Origin of the sequence: Micromonospora sp. NPDC049240, assembly GCF_040647835.1 — a bacterium.
In the GTDB taxonomy this organism is placed as follows: domain Bacteria; phylum Actinomycetota; class Actinomycetes; order Mycobacteriales; family Micromonosporaceae; genus Micromonospora.
Genome location: NZ_JBEZCX010000014.1, coordinates 92,178 through 104,227 on the forward strand (window position 1 = coordinate 92,178; position 12,050 = coordinate 104,227).

Consider the following 12,050-nt stretch of genomic DNA (forward strand, 5'->3'; position numbering starts at 1 on the left):
CCGCGCAACCCCCGGCGCCAACCCCAACCCGAGAAAGCGAGACCCCGTTGACCACCTACAGCCCCGACCGCGAGTGGCAGTTCACCTACCACCCCAACGGACACACCCGCACTGTCCCCCTGGAGCTGTACTGGGAACTTGAAAACGACCCCATCACCGACGACTACATGCTCAACCAAATCACCGCCGCCGAACTGTGGGACCAGTGGATCAAGAACTACGTCAACCTGCGCGACGACGCCCGCCGCCACCCCCACACCGTCCGCATCCTCTGGGCAGTCCACGGCCCCGGAACCGCCGAAGCCGCCCCCTTCCAGACCTGGGACAGCCGCCTGTACCCCGGCGGTAACGACGACTTCCTGACCTACTACACCTGGCCCGTCGACCCCAAGACCGGCGAACGCCTCCAATGGACCCGGCTGCCCGTCGTCGACAAGCTCTGGCGGCCAGGACAGGCGGACAAGGGCGGGTTCATCCAGGAGCACACCGGCTGGAAGCCCTCACCCCTCCAACCCACCGTCAACATCGACCACATCGCCCAAGCCGCCGGCACCACCCGACCCGACCCCGTCGAGTAGACCGGGACCGGGCGACCCCCACTCGCTGCCGGAGCCGTGGACCTGTCGGTCGACGTTCGGCCGGGTGCCGGTGGCCGTCGAGACCCGCCCGGAGAACCGCTCCTGTTAGCACCGGGGCGTAGCAACGGCTCTCCGCCGCAGGTCGGACCCGGTCGGACGTGCCAGGAGGTGGCGCACGGCGGGGTTCGGAAGGTGCCTCCGGGCCTGTCGCGGGTGCCGGCTCCTGTCTGGTCGGTGTGTTTTCCTGGACGCCGGAGTTGATCTTGAGGAGGGGTCTGGTGGCGGGGAAGACGCGGTTGCAACGCGCGGCGGAGGAACTGCGAGCGCTGGAGATGCGCCGCAAGGGGCTGCGGCTGGAGGACATCGCCAAGGAGTTGGGCGTCGACGAGCGGACTGTCTCCAGGCGACTGGCGGCGGCGTTCCACCGGATGGGGAGCGAGACCTTCGACCAGATCCGGCGGCGGGTCGAAGACCAGATCGACGGGGTCCTGCGGGAGGCGCACCGGCTGCTCGCCAACCCCGACCTGTCGGTGAACGAGCGGACCCGGGTCCTCGGGATCGTGTTGCAGTGCGAGCGGGACCGAGCGGCTCTGCTCGGGGTGCGGGTGCCGGCCCATGTGGTGGCGACGGTGGAGTTCGGGAACGAGTTGGAGGTGAGCCGAGGTGCCGATCGCGCTGGCCGGCAGTAGGGCCACACACCGGGCCTGCGGGCCGCGCTGCGCCGATTGGTGGGCGGCTGCCAGGGAGCAGGAGCGGGATTTGGCGAAGCTCCTACACGAGGCGCGGCGGGACGTGGCGGTGCGGGAGGGCCGTCCGGACCCGGGGCCGTTCGCGGAGCCGCGCAAGCCGTGCAGCGAGGCGTCGCGGAAGCGGGCGGCTCGGGAGCTGGCGGGGCTGCTGGCCGAGGCGGAGCGGGAGGTCGAGCGGCGGCGGGCGGAGCTGCGGGCGGCGCACGAGCCGGCGATGTTGGCGGAAGCTGCGGCGGCGGAGGCTGCCGCGTTGGAGCGACGACACCGGGCGGTGATGCACGACGACGGCCCCTCGGAGCTTTTCGGTGCCCGACCCCGCCCTGAACCCCGGCAGGCGGCTCCCGTGGCCCCGGAGGGCAAGGGAGAGGGCACGGAGACCCCACGGAAGCGCCGGCCCCGCCGCAGGCCCTGGTTCGACGTAATCGACGTGACGTAGCGACGGCGACCGGCAGGCCGACCATCCTGCGAGCACGTCCGAATTGGTAGAATTGACACACCCGTTCGATATCCGGTCGAGTCGACCCGGACGGCTGCCGCACCGAGCACTGGCCAGCGAGGTCCCGCAGCGACGACGACCCGACCACCCCGCCCGACCAGCAACAACCGTGCCCAGACCAGCGGCCGGCCCGGCTCGACGAGCCCGCCCGACCCGCGCTCCTCGCCACGGATGCCCAGGGCAACACCCGCAGGCACCGGACCACATTCGATGTGAGGACTGAGGCATGAGTTTGCAGGACGACGCGACCGCCGCCCTCGACTGGGCGACCGCCCGGGAGCAGGAGCTGACCGCCGAGCTGACGACCGCGCAGCAGATGCGCCGGCTGGTCGAGGCGAAGATGGCGCAGTTGCAGCACCCGAAGTGCGAGAACCGCCGCGCGCAGGAGCGGGAGGTCCCCGACCAGTACGTCGAGCTGCGGATCACCGCGCTCGACCGTGAGCTGACCGAGGTGCGCCGGCTGCGGTGTTTGGCCGAGCAGACGCTGAACCCGCAGGAGGGCTGAGCGATGCGCAGGAGCAGGGGCCAGTACGTCCCGACGCCCCGCGAGCAGGAGGAGCTGACCCGCCGGTACATCGCCGAGCAGCAGCAGGCGATGGAGCGGCTGGTTCCGACGGCGACCCGCAGCCTGGAGCGGGAGCTGGAGGCGAACGAGCGGGCGATGCGGCAGGTGCTCGGTAGCAGCGATGACGGCCGGGCGTGGGCGCGGGAGGTGGCGGCGAAGGAGCCGCGTGCCAGCCACGGGCCGCAGGACGTACGGCCGGCGTGGGTGACGAAGGCGGCGGCGCGGAGCCGGCCGCTGGACCAGGACGTCTACAGCGACGAGGAGTGGTGACGGTGGGCAAGGTGGTTCGGGGCGGCCAGAGGTCGCCGAGGGCGACGGCGATGGGTCAGGTGCGGCCGGCGGAGGACGTTGCGGCGTCGGGTCGGGCGTTGGACCGGGAGCGGTCGCGTCAGGATTCGGCGGATGCGCGTGGCCGGGAGGCGCACTCGCGGACGGTTGAGGGCACGCAGCACACGACGTACTGACCGGCAGGGACTCCGGCTCCCACCTGGCTACCTCGGGCCGCAGGTGGGAGCCGGTCTGTATTCACGGTCTACTCCGCCAGATCGGGGTCGGCCATCGCGGCGCGGAGGCTGAACTGCAGTTCCGCCATATCTTGGTGGATGCCCATGACGAAGGCACTTTCAGAGTCGAGGTAGGGGCTGCCTTGGGGGGTGTGGTTGGGGCTGCCCTCGTGCAGCTCCCAGTTCATGTCGTACTCGGCGCGGAGAAGTCGGACCCACGCATCCCGCACAGCTTTCGGTGCCAAGAGCTTGACCTGGGCGGAGAGTTTGTCTTGGTGGATCGCATCGTTGGACCTTCTGGGTTTCGTGATCCCAAGTTCGTCGGTGACCGCATCTAGGGTCGCGGCGAAGTTCTCGGAGTACTCGGCCAGGTCGAGGTAGAGCTTCACTCGGAGTTCGCGAAGCCGGTCCGCTTTCTCGCGTTGCCAGCGGATCTCGTCGACCTCCCGCTCTCGTCGCCACCGTTCGTCTTCTCGCTTCTTGCTGGCGCGCTGGGTGAGCCAAGCGGCGGCGACGGTCCCGCTGACGCCGACCGCAGCTACGACGATCGGCACCCACAGGGGGGTGCTTGCTTCCATCTGGTCAGTCTGGCGGCTGCCTGCGACGCTCCGCGCGGCCCGTGGGGTCGCTTGTGGGTCTCCCGTGGCTCCCGGCGGCCTCGCGGCGCGCGGGCGGGGTGCAGGCGGGGCTGGCTGGCTGGGGCCGACGGAGAGGCTCTCAGGGCGGGTCGGCTACTTGGGGTCTGCGTCGATCGGGCGGGGTGGCCGGTGTTCGGCGATCCACGCCTCGACGTCGGCGCGCAGCCAGACGGTCATCCCGTGCAGGCGCTGGAACGGTTGCGGGAAGGTCGGGTAGCGCACGAGCTGGCGCATCCGGGTTCGGCTCACGCCGAGCAGCTCTTGCAGCTCGTGGGGGCCGACCAGCGGCCCCGGGACCTCACCCACACGGCGACCGTATTTGCGGCTGGACTGCCGGTTTAGGACTACCTACTTGCGCAGACCCGTTCGAGTGGTCAAAGTAATCCTGTGGTGACCGTCCGGTGGAGGACCCGAGGCCCGGCGGGCGGTCGCCCACTTCAACACCGACCGGAGGGAGCCGCCCGTGGACCAGGCAACCGAGTTGGAGTGGCTGCGCGAACGGGTCAAGGGGCTGGAGACCGCGTTGCAGTGCTCGCGGCGGGAGTTGATCGACGTGCGCTGCCGGTTGGCGTTGATCGCCCGGGTGGCCGGAGATCTCGAACGGGCGAAGCGCGCCCCGGGTGTGGCGTTCGGCGCGATCAACGCGGCGCTGTACTCCGAGCCCCAGAGTCTGCGGCAAGTCGGACGGCACCTGTCGCGGCGGCGGCCGATGTAGTGCCGAGTTCGAGGGGTGGTCCTGCCCGGCTGGTGTGGACGGTGAGTTTTTGTCGCACCCGGTCGGTAGCGTGGCTGGTCGATATGGCCAGTGCCGAGGGGGGCAACGTGGGCAGCAGCTTCAAGCCCAACCCGAGAGGGTTGCGGGACATGCAGCGCAAGCTGGAGAAGGAACTCAAGAAGTACCCGGTCCGGGTACCGGTGCAGGCGGAAGTGACCGGCGGGGGCGGCTCCAGCGGTGGCGGCGGTGGTAACGGTGTCGGCGGGGGGTCGGTCGCCGGGTCGGAGTTGGAGTTGGTCGCTGGTTGGCTGCTGGACTGGGCGTACGTCTATTCCAAGAGCAAGCCGCATTCCGTCACCTCGGTGGCCGACGTGATGACCGAGGTCGGGGTCGAGCGGTTGGTGCCGTTGGTCGAGCCGCATGTCGACGTGGCTGTGGCTGGGCTTACGCAGGCGGGGCTGCTCAACGACGGCGCGAGGACGTTTGGCAGTCAGGGGATGCAACTGTCCCTCTGGCTCACCGATGCCGGCCAGCGCGAGGCGATGGTCCGGGTGGAACGTCGGAAGGACAGCCGCGCCCGTCGACTGGCTTGCCGCGACGCGGTTCTGCGGTGGGTGTACGAGCGGGACGCCAACGGGGAGTCGACCGAGATCACTCAAATCGGCGCTAGCCCGTACGGCTGGTTCAACGGAGAGCTGTACAGCGCGGCTGACCTGGTGACCGCCGTCCAATTCCTGCGGGAGCGGCGTCTGCTGGGCGGGACCGACGAAATCCCGACTATCGAGCCGGCCGGAACCGAATGCATCGAGCAGTACGGGAGTGTTGTGGACTACCTGAACCGGGGAGACGGGGCCGGCGTGAACGTCACGATCATGGGGAACAACAGCGGCCAGCTCGCGGTGGCGAACCGGGACGTCGCCCAGAACCAGACCAACGCCAACGAAGGCCAGGTGTTGGCCATCTTCGCGGAGGCGCTGCGGGAGTTCGGCCGGCTGCTGCCGGAGGACCAGCGGTCCCGGTACGAGATGGTCGCCTCAGAGTTGGAGCAGGAAGCGGCCAAGGATGAGCCGAACAAGCCTTGGGTGCGGTCGCTGCTCGACCGGGGGAAGGACCTGCTGGAGAGCGCTCCGGCGAACCTGCAGCACCTCGCCCAGGTGGCGAAGATCGGGTTCGAACTCCACGGTCAGGGTTTGATCTGACCTGCTCGACGTACCGGGCCGTTGCTAATCCGGCTGCTACTCAACGGAGAGGGACGGCCCGGTACGGACAGGTGCGAGCCGGGATCGGCCGAGGACGGAGACGCACGTCCGGGCACTGCGGGACACGGCGGGGGACCGGCCGGGACACCTGACGGGCGATGAATCCTGACACGTCGGAGGCCGGTTCCGGGAGTGCGTTGTGGCGCGGCGTACGTGGTTCGTACCCTCGTCCCGCACGATCCCGCGTGTCGCCACCTCTCCCGGAAGGACCCCGGTGCTGTACTGGCTGCTGAAGTACATCATCCTCGGCCCGTTGCTGCGGTTGGTCTTCCGCCCGCAGGTCGAGGGGCTGGAGCACGTGCCGGCCACCGGCCCGGTGATCCTGGCCAGCAATCACCTCTCGTTCTCCGACTCGATCTTCACACCGTTGATCGTCGAGCGAAAAGTCACCTTCATCGCGAAAGCCGAATACTTCACCGGCAAGGGCCTCAAGGGGTGGCTGACCAAGATGTTCTTCGTCGGCTCCGGCACCATCCCGGTCGACCGCTCCGGCGGCCAGGCCGCCCGGGCGGCCCTCGACACCCAGCTCCGGGTGCTGCGCGCCGGAGGCATCGCCGGCATCTACCCGGAGGGCACCCGATCTCCGGACGGCCGGCTCTACCGGGGCAAGACCGGGGTGGCCCGGCTCGCGCTGGCCAGCGGCGCCCCGGTGGTCCCGATGGCCATGCTCAACTCCGACGCCATCCAACCCACCGGCCAGATCGTGCCCAACCTGGGTCGGGTCCGGATCCGCTTCGGCCCGCCGCTGGACTTCTCCCGCTACGCCGGCCTGGCCGGCGACCGGTTCGTCGAGCGGGCGGTCACCGACGAGATCATGTACGAGTTGATGGAGCTGTCCGGTCGCGAGTACGTCGACACGTACGCGCAGAAGGCGAAGAACCCGCCGCGGCAGCCGGTCCCCGCCTGACGCTCAACCCGCCCCGGCGACCCGGAGCAGGCCGGCGGCGGCGTGCCGGTCCGCGAACGCGCGTACCCGGGCCAGCGTCGCCGCCGCCGCCGGCGGATCCGCCTCGGCCAGCGGTCCCACCGCCAGCGCGGAGGCGATCATCTGATCGGTGACGTCGGTCATCCCCGCGTAGTCCGCCGCCGCGGTGGTGAACAGCCGGCCCGCCCGGGCGGCGTCCCCGTCGCGTCGGGCCAGCGCCGCGTCGGCGGACCGCCCGGCCGCGCGCGCCCAACGGGTGGCGCGCGGGGCGCGGAACAGCAGGTCGCGCACCAGCACCGCCGCGTCGCCGCCGAGCAGGCCGGCGACGTGACCGACCGCCGGCACCCACTCGGCGAACGGGATCATCCGGGTCCGCCGCCAGTCCTCGTCCAGCTCGGCGAGCAACGCCAGCGCCTCGTCCCGCCGACCCTGCACCGCCCGGCAGAGCGCGGCGTGCGCCACGGTGGACCGCAGCACCCGGTGGAAGCCGCTGCGCCGGGCCGCGACCAGCGCCTGGTCCACCAGGTCCGGGGCGGCGTCGCCGGCGTCGGGGTCGTCGCCGAGCGCCCGGATCCAGCCGGAGACCGCCACGATGTGCAGGTCCCACTCGTCGGTCGGCCGCCGCGTGGACCCCTCGGCCATCCGCAGCGCCGCGGTCCAGTCGCCGCGGTAGTACGAGCGGGCCCACTGGTCGCTGAAGCTGGCCGTCAGGCCGTGCTCGTCGGCGAGGTCGAGCGAGCGTTGCTCGTCGACCAGGCGGGCCGAGCCGGCCAGGTCCCCCTCCTCCTGCAACGCCCAGGCCAGGTTGTGCACCGCGCGGCGGCGGCTGGTGAGCCGTTCCACCCGGCACTCCTCGGTGACCTCGGCCAGCTCGGCGTACGCCGCCTCGGCGCCGGCCTGGTAGCGGGCCACCGCCAGGGTGATCCGGGCGTTGGCCCGCGCCTCGCGCAGCTCCAGCCGTTCGGCCAGCTCGGCGGCGCTGCGCGCGGCGGCGCAGGCCGGCTCGGTCTCCGCGTCGAGCATGTGCGCCCGGGCCAGCTCCAGCAGCGCGCCGACCTTGTCCTCGCTGTCCGGCAGTTCGGCGTGCAGCCGGATCGCGCGGTCCAGGCAGCGCCGCGTCTCCGACCGGTCGGCGCGGGCCCAGGCCGCGGTGGACAGCAGCCGCCACGCCTTCGCCGCGCCGGGCAGGTCGCCGGCGTCGGCCAGCCGCCCGGCGAGGCCGGTGAGGAGTTCCGCGCCGCCGTCGACCAGGAAGCCGTCGCGGTCGGTGTAGAACGCCAGCTCGGCCTGGAACAGCTCCAGCGCCGGGTCCGGCCCGCACTCGACACTGAGCGCGCGGGCGACAAGCGTCGCCGCGGTCTCCAGCGCGTGCAGCTCGTACGCCCGGCGGGCGGCCCGGTGCAGCGCGGACCGGGTGGCGACGGCGTAGGGCGCCTGGTCCAGCCCCACCGTCCGGGCGATCTCGTGGGCCGCCCACCGGTGGTTGGCCAGCACCTCGGCCAGGTCGTGCTGCCGGCCGTCGGTGAGCTGTTGCAGCCAGTCGGCGGCGCGTTGGTGCCGGACGACCCGCTCCGCCCGGGGCAGTCGCTGGTAGCAGACGTCCCGGACCAGCACGTGCCGGAAGCGGTACTCCGACTGGCCGGGCATGGTCGAGACCGGCAGCTCGAAGACCAGGTCGCGGCGCTGGAGGCGGTGCAGCGCCCGCTCCACCCACTCCGCCGGCCGGCCCAGGGCCAGCGCCACCGGCGCCGCCCAGAACTGCACGCCGACCACCGAGGCGGCCTGGAGCACCGCGCGGTCCGCCGGGTCGAGCAGGTCCAGCCGGTTGGCGATGACCGCCTGGACGGTACGCGGCATCCCGGCGCCAGCGGCCGGATCGAGCCGCCCGACGCCGGCCGAGCGCTCGACCAGCCCGCCGTCGAGCAGCATCCGGGCGTACTCCTGGGCGTAGAGCGGGTTGCCGTCGGCGAACTCGATCAACGGCGCGCGGGCCTCGCTGGGCAGCGTGGCCTGGCCGAGCAGCAGTGAGTAGAGCGTGTCGATGTCCCCGTCGTGCATCGGCGGCACCGAGATGGACATCGCGCCGCTGATCGTCCCGGTCCAGGCCGGGTGCCGCTCGCGCAGCTCCGGCCGGGCGGTCGCGACGACCAGCAGCGGCACGTTGCGGGCTGCCGCGCCGAGCTGCTCGACGAAGGAGAGCATCGCCTCGTCCGCCCAGTGCATGTCCTCGAAGACGAGCACGGTGGGGCCGGTCGCGGCCAGCGCCAGCAGGAAGCGCCGCCACGCCGCCTCGGTCTCGGCCGAGGTGAGCCGCTCGCCGGAGACGCCGACGAGCGGGCCGAGCGCCTCGGCGAGCCGGACCGCGTGCGGGTCGGCGAGCCGGCCCAGGCGCTCGCGCAGGCGCTCCCGGGTGCCGGCCGGGTCGTCGGCGCCGGTCAGCCCGGCCCAGCTTCGGACGATGTCGGCGAGCGCGGCGTAGGTGACGTTCTCGCCGAACGGCGGGCACTGGCCGGTCAGCCAGGTGACCCGCGCGCCGGGCAGGTTCGCCGCGTGCCGGGCCAGCTCGCGCAGCAGCCGGCTCTTGCCCACCCCGGCCGGGCCGAAGACGGTCAGCAGTTGGGAGGTGCGCTCGGTGACGGTGCGGTGCAGCGCGCTGACCAGCAACCCCCGCTCGTGGTCCCGGTCGACCATCGGAGTCAGCTCGGCGCCCTGCCCGTCGCGCCGGGGCCGGGCCCGCACCGCCAGCCAGATCCGGCTCACCGCCGACCGGCCGCGCAACGTCACCGGGGGCTGGTCGGCGTACTCCATCTCACGTCGGGTGGCGGACCAGGTGCTCTCGTCGACCACCACGCCGCCGGTCGGGGCCAGCGCCTGCAACCGGCTCGCGGTGTTGACCACGTCGCCGGTGACGAAGGCCTGCCCGCCGTCGCGCGCCGCGGCCAGGTCGACAAGGGCCTCGCCGGTGGCGATGCCGACCCGGAAACCGAGCGGCGGGTGCGGGCCGGCCGGCTGCCGGGCCAGGCTCCGTTGCAGCTCCAGACCGGCGCGTACGCAGCGCAGCGCGTCGTTGTCGGTCGCCACCGGCGCCCCGAACAGCGCCATCACCGCGTCGCCGATGTACTTCTCCACCACGCCGCCGTACTGGTGCACCAGCCGGCGCACCGTGGCGAAGTAGACCTGTTGCAGGCCGCGGGCCTGTTCCGGGTCGGCCCGCTCGGCGTAGGTGGTGAAGTCGACGATGTCGATGAAGAGCACGCTGACCTGCCGGCGGTCCTCCTGCACCGCGACCGCGTGGTCGCGCAGCGGCTGGCCGCAGCTGGTGCAGAAGTTGGTGCCGACGTCGTTGGCGTGCCCGCAGCCCGGACAGGCCGCCGCGAGCGGCCGGCCGCACCCGCCGCAGAAGCGGTCGTCCGGCCCGGCGGTCCGGGCGCAGTGTCCACAGGTGAGGTCGATGTCCGGCTCCGTACGCGTGAGGTCCCCATTGTCCCGCGCGGTCGGCCAGTCGGGTACCCGACGGGTCGGCGGGACGTCGCGGCTGTTCGGCCGGGTCTAGTCTCCCCTAGCAGGAAGTCCCGTCGACAGGGAGAGTGCCGTGCACGTCCGGCTTTCCGCCTCATGGACCGATCCACGGGGGACGGTGTGGGCCTCGGGCGACACGGTCGACGTGGACGCCGTCACACTCGCCGAACTGGAGGAAAAAGGCATGGTGGAGCAGCCCACGGGCACCGGATCGACCGAGACCACGACGACCACCACGACCACGCCGCCGAAGAAGACCGACCCGTCGAAGATCGGGCCCGGCCCGAGCGCGCCTCCGGCGGACACCAAGGACGACTGACGCGGCACGACGGTGCCATCGGGTGGGGTCCGGCGGGGTGACCGCCGGGCCCCGCCGTCGTCCGGCGGGCCCGTTCGTCGTCCGGCTGCCGGACCTGGTCGGGCTAGCGGTCGCTCATGCCGGCGCGGCGGCGCAGCGCGGCCACGTCGGTGACCACGATGCGGCGCCCCTCGGTGCGCAGCCAGCCGCGGCTGGCGAACGAGCCGATGGCCTGGTTGACGCTCTGCCGCGAGCCGCCGGCCATCTCGGCGAGCTGGCTCTGGTTCAACTCGATCGTGATCATCGGGGCCTGGCTCTCGCCGGCCAGCCGAACCAGCGTCTTGGCCACCCGGCCGGGCAGGTCGAGGAAGACGTGGTCGGCGTTCTGCTCGGTGAGTCGGCGGATGAGCTGGCCGAGCGAGCGCATCACCGCGTCCAGGATGCGTGGGTTGGAGTGCACCAGCTCCATGAAGGCGGGCCGGGACAGCGCCAGCGCGGCGCAGTCCTCGATCGCCTCCGCCGAGGCCGACCGGGTCGAGGCGTCCAGCAGGGAGACCTCGCCGAGCACGTCCGGGGGTCGGATCACCGACAGTACGGCGCGCTCGCCGGTGGGCGCGGTGCGGAACACCGCCACCGCGCCGCGCCGCAGCACGATCAGCGACTCGCCCGGGTCGTTCTCGACGAAGAGGAGCTGGCCCTTGCGGTACGTGCGCGGCACGGCCGCGGCGATGACCCGCTGCCGCACCTCCGGCTCCAGCCCGGCGAACATCTCCACGCCCGTGAGCGCGTCACCCGGCTCCGGCAGGCGAGACTCCACGGCTCAACCCCTCCCCGGTCAGAAGTCACCAGCTCGCACACCGGGTGAAGCGGTCAGTCCCGGTACGAGGCAGTTCAACCGGTTCGGCGCCCGACGGCGGTACACATCAGATCATGACGCGCCGGTAGCGTGCTGTACACCCCCGGAGACACTTCCGTGACCATGGCCGGCCGGGTGGCCGGTCCGCGCCGACCTCGGTGGACGCCCCGGCGACGGCCCGGCGGAGCCGATGGGCGAGGATGGGACCGATGGTCTACCGCTACTTCTACGACTGCGAATTCATCGAGGACGGCCGCACCGTCGATCTGGTGTCGATCGGCGTCGTCGACGAGTACGGCCGCGAGTTCTACGCGGTCTCCACCGAGTTCGACGACTCCCGGGCGGTGCCCTGGGTGCGGCGCAACGTGCTGGACAAGCTCCCCTCGCCGGCCGACCGGGCCTGGCGTTCCCGGGAGCGGATCCGGGACGACCTGCACGAGTTCCTGCTGGCCCCGGTGCGGGACCGCCCGGGCGAGCAGTTGGAGCTGTGGGCCTGGTACGCCGCGTACGACCACGTGGTGCTGGCCCAGCTCTGGGGCGCCATGCCGGCGCTGCCCCGGGAGATCCCCCGGTTCACCAAGGAGCTGCGGCAACTCTGGGACGACCGGGGCCGGCCGCGGCTGCCGGAGGCCGAGGCCGGCCGGCATGACGCGCTCGTCGACGCCCGGCACAACCTGGCCCGCTGGCGGGCGATGACCACGCGCTGAGGGCATGCCCGGTCGGCACGGCATGGGCGAACGCACCGAGCGCAGCGAGGGCCGTGAGGGCATGCCCGGTCGGCACGGCATGGGCGAACGCACCGAGCGCAGCGAGGGCCGTGAGGGCATGCCCGGTCGGCACGGTATGAGCGAATGCACCGAGCGCAGCGAGGGCCGTGAGGGCATGCCCGGTCGGCACGGCATGGGCGAACGCACCGAGCGCAGCGAGGGCCGTGAGGGCATGCCCGGTC

General features: G+C 72.2%; 14 protein-coding genes and 1 pseudogene. 11 read left to right on the forward strand and 4 right to left on the reverse strand.

The features are described from left to right. The first annotated feature begins 47 nt into the window (after window positions 1-47). From AB0B02_RS22060 to AB0B02_RS22080, 5 genes are all read left to right on the forward strand, one after another. Window positions 48-578 (forward strand): hypothetical protein, encoded by a 531-nt coding sequence (locus AB0B02_RS22060; protein ID WP_357303001.1) that lies wholly within the window; start codon window positions 48-50, stop codon window positions 576-578. Between the two features lie 278 nt (window positions 579-856). After that, window positions 857-1,267 (forward strand): helix-turn-helix domain-containing protein, encoded by a 411-nt coding sequence (locus AB0B02_RS22065; protein WP_091059404.1) that lies wholly within the window; start codon window positions 857-859, stop codon window positions 1,265-1,267. Window positions 1,268-1,337: 70 nt separating this feature from the next. Then, entirely contained in the window at window positions 1,338-1,763 is a 426-nt protein-coding gene (locus AB0B02_RS22070) for a hypothetical protein (RefSeq protein ID WP_175441227.1), read from the forward strand. Window positions 1,764-2,049: 286 nt separating this feature from the next. Beyond that, window positions 2,050-2,328 (forward strand): hypothetical protein, encoded by a 279-nt coding sequence (locus AB0B02_RS22075; RefSeq protein WP_357303006.1) that lies wholly within the window; start codon window positions 2,050-2,052, stop codon window positions 2,326-2,328. A 3-nt stretch (window positions 2,329-2,331) separates the two neighbouring features. Beyond that, window positions 2,332-2,658, forward strand: a complete 327-nt coding sequence (locus tag AB0B02_RS22080) for a hypothetical protein (RefSeq protein WP_357303009.1) — start codon at window positions 2,332-2,334, stop codon at window positions 2,656-2,658. A 262-nt stretch (window positions 2,659-2,920) separates the two neighbouring features. Here the strand turns inward: AB0B02_RS22080 and AB0B02_RS22085 are convergent, their stop codons facing one another. Together AB0B02_RS22085 and AB0B02_RS22090 are read right to left on the reverse strand one after the other, a co-directional pair. Continuing rightward, a complete protein-coding gene (locus tag AB0B02_RS22085; RefSeq protein WP_357303012.1) occupies window positions 2,921-3,469 on the reverse strand; it encodes a hypothetical protein in 549 nt (182 codons plus the stop codon). Between the two features lie 153 nt (window positions 3,470-3,622). Next, window positions 3,623-3,835, reverse strand: a complete 213-nt coding sequence (locus tag AB0B02_RS22090; protein ID WP_091059422.1) for an AlpA family phage regulatory protein — start codon at window positions 3,833-3,835, stop codon at window positions 3,623-3,625. Window positions 3,836-3,992: 157 nt separating this feature from the next. Between AB0B02_RS22090 and AB0B02_RS22095 the strand changes: the two genes are divergently transcribed. The 3 genes from AB0B02_RS22095 to AB0B02_RS22105 all read left to right on the forward strand — a co-directional run bounded on the left by AB0B02_RS22095 (window position 3,993) and on the right by AB0B02_RS22105 (window position 6,410). Further along, entirely contained in the window at window positions 3,993-4,244 is a 252-nt protein-coding gene (locus AB0B02_RS22095) for a hypothetical protein (protein ID WP_357303016.1), read from the forward strand. A 107-nt stretch (window positions 4,245-4,351) separates the two neighbouring features. Beyond that, window positions 4,352-5,443 carry a hypothetical protein gene (locus tag AB0B02_RS22100; RefSeq protein WP_357303019.1) on the forward strand — a complete coding sequence of 364 codons (1,092 nt, stop codon included), beginning with the start codon at window positions 4,352-4,354 and terminating at the stop codon, window positions 5,441-5,443. A gap of 274 nt (window positions 5,444-5,717) precedes the next feature. Continuing rightward, window positions 5,718-6,410 carry a lysophospholipid acyltransferase family protein gene (locus tag AB0B02_RS22105; RefSeq protein WP_281936685.1) on the forward strand — a complete coding sequence of 231 codons (693 nt, stop codon included), beginning with the start codon at window positions 5,718-5,720 and terminating at the stop codon, window positions 6,408-6,410. Window positions 6,411-6,413: 3 nt separating this feature from the next. Here the strand turns inward: AB0B02_RS22105 and AB0B02_RS22110 are convergent, their stop codons facing one another. Then, window positions 6,414-9,881 (reverse strand): adenylate/guanylate cyclase domain-containing protein, encoded by a 3,468-nt coding sequence (locus tag AB0B02_RS22110; protein ID WP_357303166.1) that lies wholly within the window; start codon window positions 9,879-9,881, stop codon window positions 6,414-6,416. A gap of 139 nt (window positions 9,882-10,020) precedes the next feature. Between AB0B02_RS22110 and AB0B02_RS22115 the strand changes: the two genes are divergently transcribed. Continuing rightward, complete coding sequence (locus AB0B02_RS22115) at window positions 10,021-10,266, forward strand: hypothetical protein (RefSeq protein WP_357303023.1); 246 nt, start codon at window positions 10,021-10,023, stop codon at window positions 10,264-10,266. A 103-nt stretch (window positions 10,267-10,369) separates the two neighbouring features. On the opposite strand, the gene AB0B02_RS22120 is transcribed toward AB0B02_RS22115, so the two are convergent. Next, complete coding sequence (locus AB0B02_RS22120; protein WP_091059444.1) at window positions 10,370-11,062, reverse strand: Crp/Fnr family transcriptional regulator; 693 nt, start codon at window positions 11,060-11,062, stop codon at window positions 10,370-10,372. A gap of 248 nt (window positions 11,063-11,310) precedes the next feature. Between AB0B02_RS22120 and AB0B02_RS22125 the strand changes: the two genes are divergently transcribed. Then, window positions 11,311-11,808, forward strand: coding sequence for a polyadenylate-specific 3'-exoribonuclease AS (locus tag AB0B02_RS22125; protein ID WP_281936680.1), 498 nt, complete (start codon window positions 11,311-11,313; stop codon window positions 11,806-11,808). 4 nt (window positions 11,809-11,812) lie between these two features. Further along, window positions 11,813-12,050, forward strand: a pseudogene (locus AB0B02_RS22130) (hypothetical protein); the annotation flags it as partial.

What these genes read in the sequence shown, in the direction of transcription:
- AB0B02_RS22085 (WP_357303012.1), bottom strand. Translation starts at nt 3,469, where the DNA reads ATGGAAGCAAGCACCCCCCTGTGGGTGCCGATCGTCGTAGCTGCGGTC.
- AB0B02_RS22080 (WP_357303009.1), top strand. Translation starts at nt 2,332, where the DNA reads ATGCGCAGGAGCAGGGGCCAGTACGTCCCGACGCCCCGCGAGCAGGAG.
- AB0B02_RS22075 (WP_357303006.1), top strand. Translation starts at nt 2,050, where the DNA reads ATGAGTTTGCAGGACGACGCGACCGCCGCCCTCGACTGGGCGACCGCC.
- AB0B02_RS22125 (WP_281936680.1), top strand. Translation starts at nt 11,311, where the DNA reads ATGGTCTACCGCTACTTCTACGACTGCGAATTCATCGAGGACGGCCGC.